Consider the following 21,635-nt stretch of genomic DNA (forward strand, 5'->3'; position numbering starts at 1 on the left):
AGCCCGGTTCAAGACACCCCCACGAGAATGAGTCAACCGTGAAACCGTACGTTCTGGCCGTCGCCGCCATCACCCTAAGCCTCTCCGCCTGCTCCACTGATCCTGGTGAGAACGAGACCAAAACTGAGACTCCGGAGGTCAGCACGGAATCTCAGTCGCCTGGGTCGGCCGAATCCACGGTAGCACCCGAACCCACGGAGCCAGTTGAATCTACCGAGGCTCCTGAACCCACGGAACAGGGACCTTCGGAGAACGAGCAATACGTCGAGCTCTTCCTCGAGGCGCTGGATGCCCTAGATATCGAATACAGCGAACCCGAACGGGTCGAAGCCGGGGGGCTGTCCTCGGCCTCCTATGACATGACGGTCAATGGATCAAGTTCTGGGATTCAGGTTTTTGCCACCGAAGAGACCCAGGCAGCATGGGTAGAGGCCAGCAACTCACTTGGTGGCATCTGCGTCGTCATTGATGGTGCAGCCTTGTCGCTCAACTCCTCAGAGGGGATTGCGGATTCGGCCGACATCGCACCCCAAATTGCAGAGGAAGTCGGGGGCACGGCCCACGGAAACTGACCCGTCGATTCTGGCATGAAGACAGGAGCCCTTCACCCGGTGAGCTCCAGCTCCTCAAGGACCTGCACGAGGCGTGCCCGCGCGGACCTGTCGAGGCCCTGGACCGGGCGGGGCAGGCAGTCGGCGGCGGCCAGGCCCAGGTGTTCGATGATCGCCGCGGTGACCCGGTAGCTGCCGTGTGCGGCGAACAACGCCCAGAGCGGCTCCAGTCGGGTTGATTCTGCGAGCGCCCCTGCGTGGTCCCCTGCGAGCGCGGCCCGGGTGATCTTCAGTGCGGGGGTCGGCAGCGTGCCGCCGATGACGGAGTACCAGGCGTCGCAGCCAGCAATGAGCCCGCGGGCTGCGGCGTCGTCGCCGGAGACGCCGAGGGTGACCGTGTCGGGGATGTGGGTGCGGATGGTCGCCACGCGCTCGGCGGCGAGGTCGGGCTCAGCCGGGACGCCGGGGATCTTGATCGATGCCACGTGAGGCAGGGTGGCGATCCGGGCGTAGAGCTCATCGGTGAATTGCACGTGGGTGGTGCGGGGATTGTCATAGACCACCAGGGGCACCGACAGCTCTGCGGTGACGTCCTCGAAGAGCCCGAGGACCTCCTCGGGCGTGAGCGCCTGATAAGTGACCGGGGCCAGCAGGACAGCACTGGCGCCGGCGTTCTGCGCGTCCTCGGCGAGCCGGTGCACCTGGGCGGTGCGCAGCGCGCCGATGCCGACCATCACCGGGACAGCGCCAGCACGCTGCACCGCGGTCTTCGCGGCGCGCCGCCGTTCCTCGCGGTCGAGGTACATATAGGACCCGGTGGATCCCAGCGCCGTGATCGAGTCGACTCCCACTGCTGCCAGGCGCTCGATGAGACCGGCATAGGCCGCCTCGTCGAAGGCGTCGTCGCGCAACGGGGTGTGCGGGAACGCGCTGAGGCCGGTGAACATCGCGGCTCCGATCCTTGAGGCTGGAGATCATGAGGGTTCACGACCCTCCGGGTTCCAGCATGCCTCAGATGTCGTCTTCATAGGCGCGGCCGCCCTCGTCCTCCCAACGGGTCAGCTGACGGACCCGGGAGGCGTTGTATTTCCGCCGGACGCCGTAGCCGCCCTGATCGTCCTCGTCGAAGAACACGACGCCGAACTCTTCCAGCGCCCGGCGCAGTCGCTTGTTCGCGTCGGGAGACAGGGCGAACCCGCGATGCTCGAAGTTCCGCACCAGCTGCGGCTCAAGCGAGGCGGCCTCCGCGATCTCTTCGACCGACACCTGGGTGAGCGCGCGTGCTGCCCGGCCCAGGTCCGGGGTCAGTGAGGCTTCGAAGCGCTTCATAGATACAGTGTGGCAAACCACACACCGCAGGGGAACGGCCGCGAGATCAGCATCGCGGTGACATCGAAGAGATCGGACGATCACGATGCAGAAGACGTCATTGATCGCACTGGCACGGCATGAATTGGAGCAGGCCCGCGAGGCCTCCAGCGGCAGGAGCGCGAAGACGGTGTTCGGCGGCCACGAGCATCAGCTCCGGCAGACACTCATCGCGCTGCGCGCCGGTGAGGGGCTCGCCGAGCACGAGAACCCCGGGGAGGCCACGCTGCAGGTGCTGGAGGGCCGGGTTCTGCTCAAGTCAGGTGAGGCGTCCTGGAACGGGTCACCCGGAGATCTGCTGACCATTCCGGACGGCCTGCATTCGCTGGACGCGGTGGAAGACGCCGTCGTCCTGCTCACGGTGGTCAAACAGCGCTGAAACCCACCCGAGAACCCTCGTAGCCGGCTCAGCGTGCGGCAGGTGGGGCCCACAAGAGGCTGGGCGCATTAGGGTTGGACCATGATCAATGAAGACGCACGACTGCCCCAGGACATCCTGCACTCACTGCCCGGCTCCAACGCGGTGATGAAGCACGGTGTCACTGTCGACGCCGCCCGCTGGCGCGCCGAACTCGCCAAGCGCAACCTCCCCGAGCTCACCGGCATGCTCCGCAGCCTCGACAAGGTCTCGCTGACCCGCCGCGACGTGTTCGAGATCGGTGACCGCGAGCGCACCGCCGACAACGCCTTCCAGCTGTTCTACTACTCGCTGTCCTGGGGTCTCGGACCCAAGGTCCCGCGTCTGCACCACCGCCTGGACAACTTCGCCTCCCACCGCGAGGAGGCCTCCGAGCTGCTCCTCTCTGCATGGAACGCAGCCCGCAGCGAAGAATTCGCGAAGGACGCCTTCAGCATCCTGACCACCGAGGACGGCGCCGGCCGGATCCCGTGGTTCGGACCTGCTTTCTCCACGAAGTTCCTCTACTTCGCCCAGGGCGCGGCCGCCGCGCCCAAGCTGATCAGCCTGGACCGCGACATCGCCGCGAACCTCGCCCGCGATGCCTGGCCCGACGGCACCACCGACGTCTGGGTCCCCGAGGTCTACGACAAGTACTGCACCCTGATGACCGAATGGGCCGATGAGGCCTCCCAGGACTCCTCGGTGGACCGCACGGTCCGCGCCGATGAGATCGAACTGGCAGTCACCCGCCGGGCATAAGGCACTCCCCCTTCGGGACATCACTGCGGCGGGCGCTTCTCGACGGAAGCGCCCGCCACAGTCATGTCACGCCCCGGCAGAGACACGTCTCACCCAGCCAACGCCCAGCCTCCACCACCAGGGTTGACCCATGGCAAGCAACCGGCAGCAGACTGTCACCGTGGGCGGTCACAAGCTCCGGCTCTCCAACCTGGACAAGGTCCTCTTCCCCGCCTCGGGCACCACCAAGGGTGAGGTGGTCCACTACTTCCAGACCGTCGCGGACGCGATGCTCCCGCACACCAGGAACCGCCCCGCCACCCGGAAGCGCTGGCCCGACGGCGTCGGCACCGAAGCCAAGCCGAACGAGCCGTTCTTCCGCAAGAACCTCGAGGACTCCGCGCCGGCCTGGGTGCCGCGCCAGGAGCTGGAGCATTCTGATCACAGCAACACCTACCCGCTGGCGAATGAACCAGCCGTGCTGGCCTGGTTCGGCCAGGTCGGCGCCCTGGAGGTCCACGTCCCGCAGTGGCGGTTCAGCAAAGACGGTGAACCGCGGAACCCGGACCGGTTGGTCCTGGACTTGGACCCCGGTCCCGGCGCAGAGCTTGCCGACTGCGCACAGGTGGCCCGCTGGTGCCGCGAGATCCTCGATGAGATGAACCTGCCCTCGGTCCCGGTCACCTCCGGGTCCAAGGGCATCCACCTCTATGCCGCGCTCAACGGCAGCTACACCTCCGAGCAGGTCTCCCAGGTGGCCCATGAGCTGGCCAAGGCTCTGGAGGCCGATCACCCGGATGAGGTGGTCAGCGATATGAAGAAGTCGCTGCGCCAGGGCAAGGTGCTCATCGACTGGTCGCAGAACAACCGGAACAAGACCACCATCGCCCCCTACTCATTGCGCGGCCGCCCTGGGTCATCCAACGGACCATATGTGGCCGCCCCACGCACCTGGGAGGAGCTCGAGGATCCCGACCTCGCCCAGCTGGACATGCACCAGGTCATCGACCGCATCGCCGAGGGCACGGATCCGTTGGCTAACTTCACCGCCGACGACGACGCCGCGGACGCCCTGCCGCACACGCAAGACGCGCTGTCGACCTACCGGTCGATGCGCGACGCCGCGAACACTCCTGAGCCTGTCCCCTCTGACTCCCCTGCCTCCCGGAGCGAAGGTCCGAGCTTCGTGATCCAGGAGCACCACGCCACCGCGCTGCACTATGACACCCGACTGGAGCGCAACGGGGTGCTGGTCTCCTGGGCGGTGCCCAAGGGGCCTCCGTTGGAAGTCGGCCAGCAGCGGCTGGCGGTAATGACCGAGGACCACCCGATCGAATACGCCGAGTTCGAGGGCACGATCCCGAAGAACGAATACGGCGGCGGTGAGGTCACCATCTGGGACACCGGCACCGTGGAGATCGAGAAGTGGGAGCAGGCCGAGGGCTCCGGCAAGGTGGTCTTCGTCCTGCATGGGGCACCGAAGGGCGGTCTCGGCGGGGTACCCCGGCGCTATGCGCTGGTGCAAACCGACGAGGCGGGCAAGAACTGGCTGATCCGAATGACCAAGGACCAGCCCAAGGCTGAGAAGTCCTCGAGGACCTCGTCTACTCCGAAGAAGTCCACGAAGCGCTCAGGCAAGCGCGGCACGTCCGACGAGGACGCCACGTTCCCCGACCCGCTGCCCTCCCCCATGCTCGCCTCCCCCGGCAAGCCCACCGACATCCGCGGCAAGGGATGGATCCTGGAAGGCAAGTGGGATGGCTACCGCGCGATCGCCGCAGTCCACGCCGACGGCCGGGTGGAGATCCGCAGCCGCAACGGCAAAGACTTCACCCAGACCTTCCCCGAACTCTCCGAGATAGCGGACCTCATCCCCGCCGGCACCGTGGTAGACGGCGAGATCGTCGCCCTGAACTCCGGCAGCCGCCCGGACTTCGGTCTTCTGCAGCGCCGGGGCAAGCTGACCAAGGCCAAGGAGATCGAGCAGACCGCGAAGAAGATCCCGGTGCACCTGATGCTCTTCGACGTGCTGCACACCGCAGAGCACGGCGACCTCACCGGTGAGCCTTATGCACGCCGCCGGGAGATCCTGGAACAGCTCGCCGAGAGCGGCAAGCACGTGCAGGTCCCAGGTGACCTGGGTGATTCCCTGGACGAGGCCATGGATGTCAGCCTGGAGCTCAAGATCGAAGGACTCGTGGCCAAGCGCGCCGACAGTCCCTACCGCGCCGGGCGACGCTCTGAGGACTGGGTGAAACTCAAACACGAGAGCCATGCCAACGTCGTGATCATCGGCTGGCGCCAGGGCAAGGGTGGCCGCGCCAAGACCTTCGGCTCCCTGCTGCTGGGCATGCCCGACGACGACGGTGAACTCCACTACGCCGGACGTGTCGGCACCGGCTTCAGCGAGGTGGAACTCATTGATCTCCGTGCCCAGCTGGAGAAGCTGGTCCGCAATACCTCACCCGTGGATGACGTGCCGGCCGAGGACTCCTCGGACGCCACCTGGGTGACACCGAAGCTGACGGCCGAGGTACGCCACTCCGGGGTGACCAGGGAGAACCGGCTGCGCCACCCCACATGGAGGGCCGTTCGGACGAATAGCGGGCCCTGAACTTTGCTCAGCGCGGACGCGCTGTACTCAAGACCTCTGATCCGTAGACTGCGAATGAAGACGCACATACCCAACCCAGGAGATCGATATGACTGATATGACTGCAAACGACCTCGTCAAGAAGCTGAACAGCATCGGTACCTGCATGTTCACCACAGTGGATCAGAACCACCGGATCGTCTCCCGCCCGATGGGTGTCACCGAGATCGATGACCAGCACAAGTTCTGGTTCTTCACCCCGCTGAACTCGGACAAGATCGAGGACATCATCGGCGAGGGGGAGGTTAACCTCGGCTTCGTGGATTCCCACACCTGGGTCTCCATCGCCGGCAGAGCCCAGGTGATTGATGATCTCGAGCGCAAGAAGGAGCTGTGGGACCTGGGCCCGAAGGCCTACTTCGAGGGCGGTCCCGAGGACCCCAACGCCGTGCTGATCGAGGTGACCCCGGAGACCGCCCAGTACTGGGAGGGACCGGGCAAGGCTGCGGCTTTCGTGAAGATGGCGAAGGCATCGCTGTCCTCCGAGACCCCGAGCATGGGCGACCAGGGACGCGTAGATCTGTAATTAGCTCAGAGTTGAGAATGGGTGGGTCACTTCTGTGGCCCGCCCCTTCTTGCACTGTTGGACAGAACTCTCCTGGACCGCCTTCCTTTCGAAGACCTCCAACAGGGGCCCAACACAGAGACAGACACTCGGGCAGCCTCGCTCATCGGTGCTTCTCTCCGAATTCAACTGGCGATTCATCACCAGGAATGTCCGCGCTATCCATGTGGTGGCCTTTTGTCCTGTCGTACAGAAATTGGCCCCCTGCGGCCAAGCCGGTTGCCCTGACCCGACGACGTTGCCAGTCTGTGCGCACTGTTTCATTCCGGCAGCTTAGCCCTTGCCGTAGCGGTTACCCCACGCTGCATCGCCCATCTGCAGCCTCCCAATATGTTTCTGGTGCGGGCATAAACGCCAGGACTGGCTAAGGGTTTCCCGAGAATGCACTATCTTGCAATAATACGAGCCGTTCTCAACAACCCGTTTTGAGTAGATCCACTCCCGAAGGCGACCGTTTCCACTCCCTTTCAGCCCGGTGCGGTGGTAGGGCCCGTTTCCTGGAGCGCCGGTAGGGTGGGACTATAAGTACCTGACGCGCCTCTGGGTGGGGAGAATCATATGTATCAGCAGTCAACTTTTGCACAGTCAAGCGGCTCGAGGGTGGTGGCGTGGTAATGGCTCTTAAGAAATCAGATCTCTACAGGTCCCTATGGGCGAGCTGCGATCAGTTACGGGGCGGTATGGATGCCAGCCAGTATAAGGACTACATTCTGACCCTGTTATTCGTTAAATATGTCTCCGATAAGGCCAAGACGGACCCCAGCAGCCTGATCGATGTGCCAACTGGAGGATCCTTCGACGACATGCTGGCGTTCAAGGGCGACAAGGAAATCGGCGATCGGTTCAACAAGATCATCGGCCGCCTGGCAGAGGCAAACGACCTTCGCAATGTCATCGATCTAGCGGACTTTAACGACGAGGAAAAGCTCGGCCGAGGCAAGGAGATGCAGGATCGTCTTTCCAAACTGGTGACGATCTTCAAGGATCTCGACTTCCGCGGCTCTAGAGCCGAGGGAGATGACCTTCTTGGAGATGCATACGAGTACCTCATGAGGCACTTCGCCACTGAGTCGGGCAAAAGCAAAGGCCAGTTCTATACACCTTCGGAAGTCTCACGCGTCCTTGCCAAAGTCGTCGGAATCGGAAGCCATACACGCCAAGATGAAACTGTCTACGATCCCGCCGCTGGATCGGGGTCGCTACTGCTGAAGGCCGCCGCCGAGGCGCCGCGCGGCATGACGATATACGGCCAAGAAAAAGACAACGCTACTTGGGCATTGGCCAAGATGAATATGATCCTTCATAGTCATGAGATCGCGGACCTTGCGAAAGGTGACACCATCACTAGCCCGCAGCACGCCATTGGCAACACGCTGCGGACATTTGACTTCGTGGTGATGAATCCACCCTTCTCCACGAAGTCGTGGAGCAATGGTTTGGAGAACGACTACGGACGCTTTGAATACGGTCGCCCGCCTGAGAAAAATGGCGACTACGCCTTCTTACTCCATGCCCTCAAGTCGCTGAAGTCTTCTGGCAAAGCGGCGATCATTCTGCCGCACGGTGTGCTTTTCCGCGGAAACTCCGAGGCAAGCATTCGCAGACGTCTGCTCACTCAGGGTTTCATCAAGGGCATCATTGGCCTGCCGCCAAATCTCTTCTATGGCACCAGCATCCCGGCCTGCATTGTGATTCTTGATAAGCAACACTCCCGATCGCGGAGAGGCGTCTTCATGGTCGATGCGTCCAAGGGTTTCATTAAGGACGGTAACAAAAACCGCCTGCGCAGCCAGGATATCCACAAAGTCGTTGATGCGTTCAATAAAGGCATCGAAGTCGAGCACTATTCGCGGATGGTACCTATAAGCGAGATCGCCGATCCGAAGAACAACTTCAACCTCAACATCCCCCGCTATATCGACTCATCGGATCCCGAGGATACACAGGATCTTCATGCACATCTGCACGGCGGCATTCCCGATGCGGACCTTGACGCGCTAAACGAATACTGGGGACCCTTTCCTCGGTTACGCAGCCAGCTGTTCAAGCCGAACCGACCCGGCTATAGCGACCTCGCTATTGATGTCAGCCAGGTGCAACAAAGAATCCTCGACGCTGCTGGGTTTCACAATCTCCGAAATCAGGTGACGGGCATCGTATCCGATTGGTTCGCAGGGCACCTAAGCGAACTGACAGCGATCAGTCCTGACACAAAGCCAGTCGAACTGATCGCAGCTCTTAGCGAGGATTTTCTCGAGCGCTTCAAATCGGTTGCACTACTCAACCAATATGACGTCTACCAGCAGCTTATGACGTACTGGCACGATGTCATGCACGATGACGTCTTTCTATTGATGAACGAGGGTTGGGTTGAGGCCGCGAAGCCACGCAAAACTATCGACGACAAGGACCGCAAACTCTCCGAAAACCCCGACTTGGTGCTCGGACTGGGGCGCAAGGCCACAAGGTACAAGATGGACCTCATCCCGCCTGCGCTAGTCGTCGCTCGCCACTTCGCCACCGAACAGGTACGCATCAATGAGCTTCACCTTGCCCAAGATGAAGCCAGCCGCGCGGTCGAGGAGTACATTGAAGAACACGCTACGGAAGACAGCGTGCTCGCCGAGGCGATGGAAGACGAAAAGATTAACAAGGTGCTCGTCACCAAGCGGCTCCGGGAGGTCAAGCACGAGGGCGATGCCGGCGAAATAAAGGCACTCCAGCACCTGGTGACGCTTTACGACACCGAAGCCGTAGCCAAGAAGTCCGCCAAGGAAGCCCAGGCCACATTCGACGAGCAGATCCTGCGAAAGTACGGCGATTTCACCAAAGCGGATGTTCAGACGCTAGTCCTCCACGACAAGTGGTACGCAACCATCTCCAATCGAGTCGACGGCGAAGTAACAGCGCTCACCCTCCATCTGGTGAATCGAATTCAGCAACTGGGCGAACGCTACGCCGAGACCGCTGACGAGTTAGACACGGAACTGAAAAAGCTCGAAGCGAAGGTCGCCCAGCACCTTGACAGCATGGGAGTCAAGTCGTGAGTGTCCCGTATACGCCTACCGACTGGGAGTTGGTAAGTCTCGGAGACCACTTCGAGATCACGTCGAGCAAACGCGTGTTTCAGCGTGACTGGCGGCCGACTGGGGTCCCATTCTACCGAGCCCGCGAGTTGGCGATTCTTGGCGATAGGGGCCGCGTCGATAACGAGTTGTTCATCGATCGCGGCATGTTTGACCGATATCGAAAAATGTACGGAGCTCCAAGTCCGGGGGATTTCTTAGTAACCGGTGTTGGAACACTTGGCAAGACGTATGTAGTTCAAGCCGGAGATGAGTTCTACTTCAAGGACGGAAATATCATCTGGCTCAAAGCGTCCGCTTCCGTTGACAGTGCTTTTCTTAAACAGCTGTACCGGACGCCATTTGTTCTTGACCAGGTTTTTGGTAATTCAGCGGGGTCGACCGTCGGAACTTACACGATCACCAATGCGAATACCACAGTCATTCCTCTCCCATCGAAGAGTGAACAGGTCGCAATAGCGCGCGCCCTCGCGGATGCAGACAGCCTGATTTCGGCCCTCGAATCCCGAATCGTCAAAAAGCAGGCGATCAAACAAGGCGTGATGCAACAACTCCTGGGGGGTGAGACCCGCCTCCCTGGTTTCTCCGGAGGTTGGCGAGAAGAGTCCATTGGCCAGCTTTGTTCGATGCGCAGCGGCGCGCCAAAACGGAGGATAGAGAGTGGTCGCTACTGGGTTGTAGATATGGGTTCAGTGACACGCAACTCCGAGCTTGTCGTATCGCGTAGGAGCGACGATGGTTCTGATCTTCTTCGCGCCGGTGAACTGGTGATGCCTAAGGACGACATTGGTGGCGGGAATATAATAGGGCGCACAGCACTGATCGAGCGGGATCACACCTACGTGCTGGCAGACCATGTTTATGCACTGACGCCGCGAAATATTGATCCTGCCTTCTTAAATCTTGCGATCAACTCCTATGAGGTCAACACCTCACTTCGCTCAAAAGTGACTGGAAGCGCGCAACTCGGTTTGTCTCGACGCGGCGTGCTCGATCAGAATGTTGTTTACCCGCGCGATGTCGTGGAACAACGGGCGATCGCGGGCATAGTAGCTGACGTAAATCGCGAGATTGACACACTACGGAGACGTCTCGTCAAGACCCGCGGCATCAAGTCGGGCATGATGCAGGAACTATTGACTGGTCGCACGAGACTGCCCGTCGAAGAGGTTTCGACATGAGTGATGTGGGCCAGATTGAACGCAGGTCTCAGGAGCGCATCGTTACGTTGCTCCGTGACCAGTTAGGGTATGACTACCTTGGCAATTGGCAGTATGAAGAGCGCAGCTCGAATATTGAGTCTGCCCTGCTGGCCCAGAATCTTCGTGCTCGCGGTTATAACGACAGTCTTATTGACCGAGCCCTGCACGAGTTGACGAAAGCTGCCTCAGTCGGCACCGGCCACGATCTGTACCAAGCAAATCGCGAGGTATACCAGCTGCTTCGTTATGGGGTGAAGGTGCGTCTCGGTGTAGGAGAACAGTCAAAGACGGTCTGGCTGGTTGACTGGACTACTCCTGAAGCGAATCACTTCGCTGTGGCCGAAGAGGTCACAGTCGCAGGCGTGAACCGCAAGCGTCCGGACGTAGTGCTATACGTGAACGGTCTGGCAGTCTCAACCCTTGAACTGAAACGCTCGAAAGTCGCCGTATCGGAGGGCGTTCGGCAGACGATCGGCAATCAGCGGCCAGACTTTATTCGTTCATTCTTCTCGACCGTGCAGCTGGTGTTTGCTGGCAATGATGTCGAAGGTCTGCGCTACGGCGTCATCGGAACTCCGGCGAAGTATTGGCTGGAATGGAAGGAACCTTCGAAAGTTGCCGATCCACTGGATCGTGCCCTGCTCCAAATGACTAGCAAGCACCGGCTGCTTGAGTTAATCCACGACTTTATGGTCTATGACGCCGGGGTGAAGAAAACCGCGCGTCACAATCAGTTTTTCGGAGTGAAAGCATCGCAGCAAAGACTGGCCAAACGTGAGGGCGGAATCATTTGGCATACCCAGGGTTCTGGTAAGTCGCTGACCATGGTGTGGTTGGCAAAATGGATCCGCGAAAACCAGCCAGACGCTCGGGTGCTGCTCATTACCGATCGCACTGAACTAGACGAGCAAATCGAGGGCGTCTTCAACGGCGTAGACGAGCAGATTTATCGAACCAAAAGCGGCACCGATCTACTGGAAACCCTCAACAAAAGTAGCGAGTGGCTTATATGCTCGCTAGTCCACAAGTTCCGAGCGTCGGATATCGAGCAGAGTAGCGGCAACCGTGACGCGCAGTTCTTGCGTGAGCTTGGCGCAAGCGTTCCGAAGGACTTTCGAGCCAAAGGCAATCTTTTCGTATTCGTAGACGAAGCTCACCGAACCCAGTCCGGCAAGATGCATACGGCCATGAAGCAGCTGCTCCCAGAAGCTATGTTCATCGGTTTCACAGGTACCCCGCTGCTCAAAGCTGACAAGGCAACCAGTATCGAAACCTTCGGATCGTTCATTCACACGTACAAGTTTGACGAGGCTGTCCAAGATGGTGTTGTGCTTGACCTCAATTATGAGGCACGGAACGTGGACCAGTCACTGGTCTCCCATGCGGCGGTAGACAAGTGGTTTGACGCGAAAACCCGAGGCATGACGGATTTGTCTAAGGCGGAACTCAAGAAGCGCTGGGGTACGGTGCAGAAAGTCAACTCTTCTGCTTCGCGAGCGCAGCAAATAGTCCAGGACATACTCCTGGACATGGAAACTAAGCCACGCCTCATGAACCAGAGTGGGAACGCCATGCTGGTGGGCTCGAGCATCTACCAGGCATGCAAGTTCTACGAGATGTTCTGTGAAGCCGGTTTCAGAGGCAAGTGCGCGATCGTGACCAGCTACACCCCGAACGCCACCGACATCTCTAAAGAAGATGCGGGGGCTGGTAAGACTGAGAATCTCCGTCAATACGAGATCTACCGTCGCATGTTGGGTGACTACTTCGGTGAGTCTGAGGACACCGCCATGCGCAAGGTGGAGCAGTTCGAGCTGGAAGTCAAGAAGCAGTTCGTAGAGAATCCAGGCCAGATGCGCCTTCTTATTGTAGTTGACAAGTTATTGACCGGTTTCGACGCACCCAGTGCTACCTACCTCTATATCGACAAAAAGATGCGTGATCATGGTCTGTTCCAAGCGATCTGCCGGGTGAACCGGCTCGATGGTGACGACAAGGACTACGGCTACGTCATCGATTACCAGGACCTTTTCAATTCACTCGAGAACGCAATTACGGATTACACGTCCGGCGCCCTAGACGGTTACGAAAAGAAGGACATCGACGGCCTTCTGAAGGATCGCATCCGGACCGCCCGGGAAGACCTAGATGAAGCACTAGAGCGAGTCCGCGCGATCTGTGAGCCGGTGCAAGCGCCTCGTGGTACCCGGGAATATCAGCACTACTTTTGTGCGTCAGAACCAGGGGACGCAGATCAAATTAAGTCTAACGAGCCTAAGCGTGTTGAACTCTACAAATCTGTGTCAGCCGTTTCTCGTGCTTACGCCAACCTGGCAAACGAGATGGTTGAAGCGGGCTTCACGGACGCGCAGACTGAATCTATTAAGAGAGAGATCGCTCTGTACGCGGACGTTCGCGCTGAAGTGAAGCTCGGCGCTGGTGAGGATGTCGACTTCAAGCAGTACGAGGCCGATATGCGCGTGCTACTGGATCGCTACATCCGCGCGGACGCAGCTAAGACTGTTACGGATTTCGGAGACGCGGGCCTGATCGAACTAATCGTCAACCTTGGAGACAAGGCAATCGACCGGCTGCCAGAGCGCGTGAAGAAAGACCCAGAAGCAGTCGCCGAGACGATCGCAAACAACATGCGCAAAGTCATCATTGACGAGCGTGCCATGAACCCGAAGTACTACGACAGTATGAGCGAACTGCTCGATGCGATTCTCGCTGAGCGTCGCGCGCAGGCGCTGGATTACCAGACGTACTTGGATAAATTGATCGACGCAGCACAAAAACTTGGCACCCGGGAATCTGATACCAAGTATCCCGACTGGGCCACGGATGGCGGCAAGCGCGCCCTGATCGACTTTTTCTGGGGTAGCGAAGACCTTGCAGTGGTGGTAGATCGCACTGTGAACCAGACCAAACCGCACGGATGGGTCGGAAATAGAATGAAGGAGCGACTTATTTTTCGAGAGATGCAACAAGTACTTCCTGTCGACTTCGACCGTACTGATGAGTTGTTCGAGCTATTGAAGGCACGCGATGAGTACCAGTAGTGCATACCTGACCGTTAGGGGCATCGACGTAGATGTGGTCTACAAAGACATCAAGAACCTCCATATAGGTGTATACCCACCTATGGGTCGAGTTCGCGTGGCGGCCCCGCGGCGCTTCGACGACGACCAAGTGCGTATTGCCATTGGACAGCGCCTGTCTTGGATTAAGCGTCAACAGAAAGAGCTCAAGGCAACACCGCGCCAAAGTGAACGCGAAATGCTAACTGGAGAATCCCACTACGTCTGGGGCCGACGGAAACGACTGAAACTAGTCGAGCGTCCGGGTCGAACCCATATCGAGATTCAGGGTGACCGACTGGTTCTCTTCGTGGCGGCGTCGGTCACGCAAGACAAGCGTCGCGAAGCACTTTCGCGCTGGTATAGGGAGCAGCTTCGCCAAGAACTGCCGACTCTTATTGCCGAATGGGAGCAGACACTAGACGCCGTGGTCCCCAAGTGGAGTATCCGCCGGATGAAGACGAAGTGGGGTTCATGCAATCGCGAAACCCATCACTTGTGGTTCAACGCCGAACTTGCCAAGAAGCATCCCGATTGCTTGGAGTACATAGTCGTCCACGAGATGTTGCACTACTTTGAACGCAGCCACGGCGAACGCTTCACTTCTCTGCTGGTTTCGGTGATGCCGGATTGGAGTCAGAGACGCGAGGAGTTAAATCGCGCTCCCCTGGCCGAGGAGCTCTGGAAAGAAGGGCGAACCGATGCTTGACGATGGCGGTCGCAACAAGGTTCTTCACACAAGTAACCTCAGCGTTCCCAGGTCAACGAAGGAGAGGTCGAGTCTGTGAAAAGTAGCGAAATTCGGTTTATGAGTATCCAGTACCTGATTCTGGCGGCGAAAAATCGACAGAAGCTCCCTACCGGCAGAGGAATTTCTACTTGAGCGACCTCCAATCCCACTCGGCAGGCGATTCCATTGTCGAGAAAAGCTTTAACCTCCTGGAGTACCTCTCCGCAGTGGCCCGCGAGATCGGGCCTGCGCCTGTCCGGAACGTGCACGGCCACGATTTTGCGCTGCTCCCAGCCCAGGTCCCGCAACATCCGGCAATCACCGTACAGCTGACTGATGAGACCTCTGAATACCTGCGTGTTAAGCGGGTCAAGGCACCGGATCCGATCTTCGTACCTCCAGCATTGCGTGTACTCCTCGGCGCAACAGAAGTTGAGACTCCTGACCCGGAACCTCAACTCACTGATGCCGCCCTCGAGGAACAACTCCGGCGAGAGATTCCCGACACCCCTGATGACCACGAGGGACACAGTGAGCGCGATGAAGAGCGTTCGGCCCACCGCCGTGCAATCCGCGAAGAGTTCGACAGCTGGAAGCAGTCAAGCTGGGAACCCTGGGCGGTCCGAACCCGACTCGACCTTCGCGTGAGAGAGATCTACAACAACCTCCATCACCTGCACCATGACATGGCCACCGAATCTGCCACCCATGAACTGGTCTGGGGTCAACTATTACTCAGCCACCGCGGCCAAGAGGCCACCGTCGTCGCCCCACTGATCGCGACTCGGGCCACAGTCGAAGTGGATGAGCAGGACGCCTCGATTCGCGTGATCGCCGATGGGACCTCGGAGATGGAGTTGGATGCTGTCGAGGGCATCGGACTGCCTGGTGTGGAGACGCTCAATACGCTGCGCGGTGAACTCCGGCATTCCGGGATCGACCTGACGACCTCAGAGGCACGGTTGACCCTCCGCGAGAAGATCGTCGCTCCCATGGGCCTCGACGCAACACTCTCCGATTCGACCGACCCGGTGAAACCCGGCCCAGAGCCCCAGCTAAACGACGGCTGGGTGTTGTTCCGCCGCCATCGTCCGCTGCGCCAGGAACGCTTCTACGATGAACTCGCCCACAAGATTCAGGCAGAGAACTTTGTCCCGGAGGCACTAGCCTCCCTCGTGGTCGACAACGACCACGTAGACCGCGCGCTCGTGGAGCAGGGCCAACCAACCGGCGTCGACGACGGCACCGCAGACCGGCTGCTCATGCCACTGCCTACCAATGAAGAACAGGAACGGATCGCGCGGCAATTGGCCCGCTCCCGCGGAGTGACGGTCCAAGGCCCTCCCGGGACCGGAAAGTCTCACACTATCGTCAACCTGATCTCCCATCTTGTTGCTCAGGGCAAGCGAGTTCTGGTTACGGCCGAGAAGGAACAGGCGCTTTCAGTCCTTCGCGACAAGATTCCAGAACCCTTGCGCGACCTGTCGGTTTCGGTCCTCGGGTCAACACCGGCAGCCCTGGAACAGCTCAGGTCTGCGGTGCAAGCCACCCAGGATTCGCTGTCCTCGCTCGAAATCGAGCGCGAATTGCCACTAATCGCCGAACGCGGACATCAGATCGACGGCCTCCGGGAAGAGCTCCGCCGGATCGATGCCTCGCTGGTCGAGGCGCTGCGCAGCGAGCAGCGTGAATTCCCTCTCCCCTCCGGACCTGCCAAAGCCCCGCAAGTGGCGCAATGGCTAGCAGAGAACCGTGAATTCGACGTCATCCCGGACAGCCTCGACGCCGACACCTCCTTCCCACTGGATCACCAGGAGTTCGCAGAGCTGGTCAGCCCGCTGCGCAGCATCTCCCCAGAGGACGCTGCAGCGGCGGTACAGGATCTCCCCACCGAGTCTTGGGTGCCGGTCGGAGACGAGATCGCCGCGACCCTCGAGAGGCTCGACGGACTGCGCCAACGCGTCACCACGCTTGAAGACAGCGGACTGAGAGTAGAGTCTCTCGATTCTTGGAGCCTGGAACGACTCCGTGCCGAGGCCTCCACCCTGCGCGACCGGGCTCAAGAGATGGACGCAATCACCGGCGACTGGGAAGACGTGCTCGCCGCCTCCGTGCGCGAAGGAAGCACTTCGGTGGCGTGGGTGCAGCAGCACAACCCGCATCTCCTTGAACGTATTTCCGCGGCCCAGGACATGGCCTCGAAACTCGTGGGCGTGACCGCCTCGGTCCCCGAAGGTGACCCGACCCTCCAGCTTGACTTGCTCAAGCAGTGGTCTGAACGGCTACAGGCGGGCAAGAAGATCTCGATTTTCGCAGCACGCGAACTCAAAGAGCTCAGCGCACAGGTCACGATCAATGGTCACAGTCCCACCACCGCTGGGCAGGTCGATCTCGCGGGGTGGCAGGTGCGTCTACGGGCCCTGCTGGCTGAAATTCACCGACTGATGACCCAGACCTACACGCCAGCCGACATTCCGGTCCCTGCCGTCGGTGACGCCACGCTCTTCCATGCAAGCTCGCGTGCACAGCGCGTCTCCGAGGTCCTGGCGTTCTGGTCCGGAACCTACCCGGAGCTGCGTATGTTCCTCGGCCAGTTGGTGCCGCTCCCCGACTCCTCCCTGAACCCCGCGATCGTGCGCCACACGGCGGGGCTGCTCGATGACGCCGCAGCCCGGATCGAGGAACGTTCAGTCTCCGCTGAGCTTGATCAGCTCACCACCCGGCTCTCAGAACGGTCGCGGTCCCAAGACGCGTCCCCGCTCTGGAAGGCCCTGCGCTCGGCCGTAGACACTGGCAACCCTCAGGAATGGGATCGGTGCACGGCCGAAGCGCAGCGGCTGCGCAGGGTGCGCACACTCGTTCTGCGGTACACCGACTTGATCCAGAAGATCAAGGACAGCGGGGCTCCCGAATGGGCCTCCGCAGTCCTCCACTCCCGGGCTGACCCTCAGATCACTCCGGACTACACCGGAGCTGCTCAGTCTTGGCAGCTCGCCCAAGCGCGAACCTGGCTGAAGGCGCTGCATACATCCACAGATGTCTCAGCACTGATGGACCGTTCGCAACAGGTGACGCGCACCCTTTCCGATGCTGTCATCGATGTTGCCAGCCGCTCGGCGCGCGTGGAACTGAAACGGAACTTGCGTGATCAGCAGCGCCGTGCCCTGGATACCTGGCTGACTGCCGTCAAGAAGATCGGCAAGGGGACCGGCAAGAACGCTCCGCGATTTCGGGCGGTGGCCCGTGAGGCGCTGCCCGCGGCGATGGGTGCGATGCCCGTGTGGATCATGCCGGTACACAGGGTGCTGGAGAACTTCGATCCGCAGGTCTCAGATCTCTTCGATGTGGTGATCGTGGACGAATCTTCGCAGTGTGACCTTTTGACGCTGGGCGTCCTAGCACTGGGCAAGAAGACTGTGGTGGTCGGTGATGACAAGCAGACCTCTCCGCAGCGCGTGGGTGTCCGGGTGGACAAGATCTCCGAGCTGCAGGACCAGCATCTGCGTGGTATTCCCGGCGCGAAACTGCTCACCCTTGACGAGTCGCTGTATTCCCTAGCCGGTCGGGCATACCCCTCGACCATCGCGCTGCGCGAACACTTCCGCTGCGTCCCAGAGATCATTGAGTTCAGCAACAGGTATTACAGCGGCGGAATTCAGCCGCTGCGCGAGGTCACCGTGCCCCAGATCGGCGAGCCGGTCCAGGTGGTCCATGTCCCTGAGGCGGTCTCGGAGAAACGCGGCGCACAACGAATCAACCTTGACGAGGCGGGTGCACTCGCCGATGCCCTGGCCAAATGTGTAGCCGATCCTGAATATCAGGGGCTGACCTTCGGCGTCGTCACCATGATGAGCGGACCGCAGGCTCAGCACCTCCAGGACATGATCCGCGAACGCATCGGTGAAGAAGAGTTCGAGTCTCGTCAGCTGCGTGTGGGAACACCCCCTCACTTTCAGGGCGATGAGCGCAACGTGGTGTTCATCTCGATGGTCGCTCACGACAATTCCTTCGCCTTCACCTCCGGCCACAACGCCCAGTGGATGAACGTGGCAGCGTCACGCGCCCGGGATCAGCTGTGGATCTTCCACAGCATGGACCCTAAGACGCTGCACCATGAGGATCAACGCGCTGCGCTCATCGAGTACGGCCGGAGCCGCAGCCGCGAGGAGCGCTCCGCCGACCTCTACGACGAGACCGACTCCCAGTTCGAGCGCGATGTCTTGAGGCAGTTGCTGCAGCGGGGATTCGACGTGGAGCCGCAGTACCGCGTAGGCCGGTACCGTCTGGACTTCGTGGTTCAGGTCGCACCCGGGGAACGCCTTGCCATTGAATGTGATGGCGACTCATTCCACGGGCCGGACGCCTGGGACGCCGACGTGCGCCGCCAGCGGGTCCTGGAGCGGCTGGGATGGACCTTCTGGCGGGTTCGTGCATCAAAGTACTACTTCGATCCGGAGGCAGCGATGAAGCCCCTCTGGGATCGGTTGGCTGAGATGCGCCGACGGGCTGAAGAGCGAGCCGAGCAGCGCGAGATGAAGAAGCAACGGGAAGAGCAGAGGGCTTTGTCGGAGGTGCGAGCTGTGGGAACCTCCTGAGATGACACTCCCGCTCACTCACCGGGGAGGCGAGCCGTGTTGCACCAAGACGGCCCTGTTCGCGATCTTGGGCCGACAGGCAGCTGGACGGCTGGAGATAGCTCGCTAGTCGAGGAAATAGGCAGAGACCTTCTCCTGCGAGTCCAAGACGTCCTCTGAGTCCACACCTAGCTCCACGGCGAGTTCCACAGACCCGGCTAGAGCAATCTCCACGTCTGGCGAGAACGCCCTCTCCAACAGGTCTATGTAGTCCGTCAGGGTCGACTCGAGAGCCTCGAGAAGCTCCTGTTGCTCAGAAGCCAGCTGGGCATCCAACTCCCGCTGTTCCTGTGCATAGCGCTCGACCAGTGCGGCTTCTCTCTCAGAGAGCGAGGTAGAGACCGCTCGGTACATGACGGTGCCGACGGTATTGCCAATCACTGCACCCAGGACCGGGACCGGGACGAGTATCTGCCCGAGGACGGAAGACAGCGCACTGACGGAAGCCTCCAATGAGATCAGCTCAGTATTCTGGATGAATTCCAGCTCGTTGATCTTCCCGACGCGCAGCAGATGCGCTTGCTCGGCGATCCCGAATCCAGCGGTCACGATGGAGCTCGCCACCGCTGCTGGAGTGGCCGTGAAGTTCGACAGCGCGTAGAGGCTGACACCACGAACAGAACCCTGGACCGCACCTAGTCCCGTAGCGCTCGCAACATCGATCCAATCCTGTTCGCTGAAGTCCTTGAACTTCTTGCCCTCCCGACGCTTGGCGGCCAATGCCAGTACGAGAGCAGCCCCTCCTTCGGCCGCCGCGGCTGTGGCGGTCGCCGTTCCCGCCTGTCGCAGTGAGGGGCGGCTCTGCTGATAGGCCTCATCGCGCAGCGACCGGTCCGTGGAGTGCAGAGAATTGCGCTCCGCCCCCAAAGTGGACTCGTAGACCTCCCTCTGTACCTGGTGATATTCCAGCGTCGACGGTTCAAGGGCATCGATGCTCACAGACCCGTCGGCAAAGAAGTCGCGCACCCGCTGCCAATCCTTGAGCGAGGGACCATCACCGCTCCGCGTCAGGAACTTGCCGGCCTCCTCAGCGGGCAGATCATTCAAGGCGCGAATCGCCTCGTAGTGGTCAAGAGGTATCTGATACTTACCGCCGTCGGCGAGGAAGTCGGGGTACTTCGAGAGATGTTCTGAGATTGCGCCCAGTCCAAGACGCCCACCGGATGCCACGAACTTCTGCTGGATCCCGAGACCTTCGCGTACGAGGTCAACAGGGCTGTTGTTGTTTATCCATTGATAGACAGCACCCTGGCCCTGAACCTGACTGCGAGCATTGCCGACTCCTACTTCGGCAACTTCAGCGATGAAGCCATGCATCCCCTTGACTCCGCCGCGGTTGGTGAACACCACTTCCAGGTTGATGGTCCTTACTGCCTCATCGATGCTTCTCAAGGCGTCTCGCAGGTTGGTGTCCTGGCGCCTGAGCGAGCTCAACAATGTGTCCAAACGAATCTGGTTCAGGTGGTTCACCCAGGCGGCAACGGCTTGTTCCTGATTGCTCTTCGCGAGGTTGTCTTTCTCATTCGTCATGGGCTGGCTCCGCGTCGATACGACTGCTGAGCAGGGCCGCGCAGGCTTTGGTGTTGTTTACTATCGCCACCAAAAGGGATTGCTGCTGCGTTGTCAAGGTGCGGAAATCAGCGTTGGAGAACCCGACTGACTGTCGGTAGCTGTTCCGGAGTCGTTCGCGAAGATCCTCGGTGCGCTGGAGGAGGTCTCCAAGCTGTGCATCCATCCGTTTCACTGAGGCCGTGTTCTGTTTCACCGAGGTCAGCGCCTCTTGCTTTGCTTCGCGGTTCTCAGACTTCTTCTTTGCGAAGAGCGCGATGGACGTCAGCAGGGTGGCGCCTGCGATCGTCCATCCAATGGGGCCGGCCAACGCCAGCAACGTACCCCCGGCGGCTGTGCCTCCACCACCAGCGGCCAGGGCACCGCCTCCGAGCCAAGCCAGCGCGGACTGTGACGCTGCGGCTCCAGACAGCGTCGAGATCGCAGTCCCTGTTGATGCCGTTCCGAAAGTTGTAGCCACCCACATAGCCGCTGTCGGGGCCACGCTTGCGACAGCAGCACCTGCGGCAAACCCGGCTCCGCTGCTGAATGCCGACTGTCTGGCGGCTTCGAGGTCCCTCAGACCGAATTGCTCCGCCTCTAGGAAACTGATCCTGTGAAACTTGATCTCTTCGAGGTCGACGTCGAAGGATTTGGGTGTGTTAGCGATGCTGTTCACCATGTCTTCGATGAGCTGGATCAGGTCGGTGGAACGCTCCCTCTGCAATAGAAGAGAGAGACCTTTATCGCTCATCAGGGTGAAGGCGTTGTTGTACTCGGCGATGGCCTCCTCATATTCATCTGGCTTTTTGTCTGTCAGATTCTCAATGCTGCCCATCGCAGAGTCCTTGAAATCTCCGACTTGCTCAGCGAGGTGAGCCGAAGTATTACGTGCGAATCTGCCGATGTCCCCGGCGGTCTTACCGAGGCCGACCTTGGGGGTGTCAATTCTGGGTCGCTTAACCATCGCTCTCCACGCTCCTCTTGCAGTCCTCTTATCCGGCACGAGGATACCGGTGACCGCGGACACGAATCGTCTCGGACTCGATTCCCCACCCACCACGGACGGGACAGGGCGTA

General features: G+C 60.2%; 15 protein-coding genes. 10 read left to right on the top strand and 5 right to left on the bottom strand.

What is annotated here, in order from left to right; translation table 11 throughout:
* Positions 1-38 precede the first annotated feature (38 nt).
* The gene (locus HNR24_RS05985) at positions 39-572 is read left to right on the top strand and encodes a hypothetical protein (RefSeq protein WP_182495298.1); all 534 of its coding nucleotides are present in this window, start codon (positions 39-41) and stop codon (positions 570-572) included.
* A 32-nt stretch (positions 573-604) separates the two neighbouring features.
* Here HNR24_RS05985 and HNR24_RS05990 read toward each other — a convergent pair whose 3' ends face one another.
* On the bottom strand, positions 605-1,498 hold the full coding sequence (locus HNR24_RS05990; RefSeq protein ID WP_182495299.1) for a dihydrodipicolinate synthase family protein: 894 nt from the start codon (positions 1,496-1,498) through the stop codon (positions 605-607).
* A gap of 64 nt (positions 1,499-1,562) precedes the next feature.
* Entirely contained in the window at positions 1,563-1,880 is a 318-nt protein-coding gene (locus tag HNR24_RS05995) for a hypothetical protein (RefSeq protein ID WP_058888556.1), read from the bottom strand.
* 100 nt (positions 1,881-1,980) lie between these two features.
* On the opposite strand from HNR24_RS05995, the gene HNR24_RS06000 reads away from it, so the two are divergent.
* The 8 genes from HNR24_RS06000 to HNR24_RS06035 all read left to right on the top strand — a co-directional run bounded on the left by HNR24_RS06000 (position 1,981) and on the right by HNR24_RS06035 (position 14,352).
* Positions 1,981-2,298 carry a cupin domain-containing protein gene (locus tag HNR24_RS06000; RefSeq protein WP_425571812.1) on the top strand — a complete coding sequence of 106 codons (318 nt, stop codon included), beginning with the start codon at positions 1,981-1,983 and terminating at the stop codon, positions 2,296-2,298.
* 81 nt (positions 2,299-2,379) lie between these two features.
* Complete coding sequence (locus tag HNR24_RS06005) at positions 2,380-3,078, top strand: 8-oxoguanine DNA glycosylase OGG fold protein (RefSeq protein ID WP_182495301.1); 699 nt, start codon at positions 2,380-2,382, stop codon at positions 3,076-3,078.
* Positions 3,079-3,208: 130 nt separating this feature from the next.
* The gene (locus HNR24_RS06010; protein WP_182495302.1) at positions 3,209-5,671 is read left to right on the top strand and encodes an ATP-dependent DNA ligase; all 2,463 of its coding nucleotides are present in this window, start codon (positions 3,209-3,211) and stop codon (positions 5,669-5,671) included.
* Between the two features lie 88 nt (positions 5,672-5,759).
* Positions 5,760-6,236: a pyridoxamine 5'-phosphate oxidase family protein gene (locus HNR24_RS06015; protein ID WP_182495303.1), complete on the top strand. Its 477-nt coding sequence runs from the start codon at positions 5,760-5,762 to the stop codon at positions 6,234-6,236.
* A 653-nt stretch (positions 6,237-6,889) separates the two neighbouring features.
* Positions 6,890-9,322 carry a type I restriction-modification system subunit M gene (locus HNR24_RS06020; RefSeq protein ID WP_182495304.1) on the top strand — a complete coding sequence of 811 codons (2,433 nt, stop codon included), beginning with the start codon at positions 6,890-6,892 and terminating at the stop codon, positions 9,320-9,322.
* Entirely contained in the window at positions 9,319-10,542 is a 1,224-nt protein-coding gene (locus HNR24_RS06025) for a restriction endonuclease subunit S (RefSeq protein WP_182495305.1), read from the top strand. Before HNR24_RS06020 ends, HNR24_RS06025 begins: the two co-directional genes overlap by 4 nt.
* Positions 10,539-13,625, top strand: a complete 3,087-nt coding sequence (locus HNR24_RS06030) for a type I restriction endonuclease subunit R (protein ID WP_182495306.1) — start codon at positions 10,539-10,541, stop codon at positions 13,623-13,625. The genes HNR24_RS06025 and HNR24_RS06030 overlap by 4 nt, the downstream gene beginning before the upstream one ends.
* Positions 13,612-14,352, top strand: coding sequence for a M48 family metallopeptidase (locus tag HNR24_RS06035; RefSeq protein WP_182495307.1), 741 nt, complete (start codon positions 13,612-13,614; stop codon positions 14,350-14,352). The genes HNR24_RS06030 and HNR24_RS06035 overlap by 14 nt, the downstream gene beginning before the upstream one ends.
* 38 nt (positions 14,353-14,390) lie before the next feature.
* Here HNR24_RS06035 and HNR24_RS06040 read toward each other — a convergent pair whose 3' ends face one another.
* Entirely contained in the window at positions 14,391-14,933 is a 543-nt protein-coding gene (locus tag HNR24_RS06040) for a hypothetical protein (RefSeq protein ID WP_182495308.1), read from the bottom strand.
* A gap of 84 nt (positions 14,934-15,017) precedes the next feature.
* On the opposite strand from HNR24_RS06040, the gene HNR24_RS06045 reads away from it, so the two are divergent.
* The gene (locus tag HNR24_RS06045) at positions 15,018-18,968 is read left to right on the top strand and encodes a PDDEXK-like endonuclease domain-containing protein (protein ID WP_182495309.1); all 3,951 of its coding nucleotides are present in this window, start codon (positions 15,018-15,020) and stop codon (positions 18,966-18,968) included.
* A 105-nt stretch (positions 18,969-19,073) separates the two neighbouring features.
* Here the strand turns inward: HNR24_RS06045 and HNR24_RS06050 are convergent, their stop codons facing one another.
* Together HNR24_RS06050 and HNR24_RS06055 are read right to left on the bottom strand one after the other, a co-directional pair.
* Positions 19,074-20,537, bottom strand: a complete 1,464-nt coding sequence (locus tag HNR24_RS06050) for a hypothetical protein (protein ID WP_182495310.1) — start codon at positions 20,535-20,537, stop codon at positions 19,074-19,076.
* Positions 20,527-21,585, bottom strand: a complete 1,059-nt coding sequence (locus HNR24_RS06055) for a hypothetical protein (RefSeq protein WP_220477168.1) — start codon at positions 21,583-21,585, stop codon at positions 20,527-20,529. Before HNR24_RS06055 ends, HNR24_RS06050 begins: the two co-directional genes overlap by 11 nt.
* Positions 21,586-21,635: the final 50 nt, after the last annotated feature.

This window comes from Nesterenkonia sandarakina (genome assembly GCF_014138825.1).
Classification (GTDB): Bacteria; Actinomycetota; Actinomycetes; order Actinomycetales; family Micrococcaceae; genus Nesterenkonia; species Nesterenkonia sandarakina.

Bases quoted from the DNA above. Each gene is read 5' to 3' on its own strand.
- HNR24_RS05990 (WP_182495299.1), bottom strand. From the start codon at position 1,498: ATGTTCACCGGCCTCAGCGCGTTCCCGCACACCCCGTTGCGCGACGAC.
- HNR24_RS05995 (WP_058888556.1), bottom strand. From the start codon at position 1,880: ATGAAGCGCTTCGAAGCCTCACTGACCCCGGACCTGGGCCGGGCAGCA.
- HNR24_RS06005 (WP_182495301.1), top strand. From the start codon at position 2,380: ATGATCAATGAAGACGCACGACTGCCCCAGGACATCCTGCACTCACTG.
- HNR24_RS06010 (WP_182495302.1), top strand. From the start codon at position 3,209: ATGGCAAGCAACCGGCAGCAGACTGTCACCGTGGGCGGTCACAAGCTC.
- HNR24_RS06015 (WP_182495303.1), top strand. From the start codon at position 5,760: ATGACTGATATGACTGCAAACGACCTCGTCAAGAAGCTGAACAGCATC.
- HNR24_RS06020 (WP_182495304.1), top strand. From the start codon at position 6,890: ATGGCTCTTAAGAAATCAGATCTCTACAGGTCCCTATGGGCGAGCTGC.
- HNR24_RS06030 (WP_182495306.1), top strand. From the start codon at position 10,539: ATGAGTGATGTGGGCCAGATTGAACGCAGGTCTCAGGAGCGCATCGTT.
- HNR24_RS06035 (WP_182495307.1), top strand. From the start codon at position 13,612: ATGAGTACCAGTAGTGCATACCTGACCGTTAGGGGCATCGACGTAGAT.
- HNR24_RS06050 (WP_182495310.1), bottom strand. From the start codon at position 20,537: ATGACGAATGAGAAAGACAACCTCGCGAAGAGCAATCAGGAACAAGCC.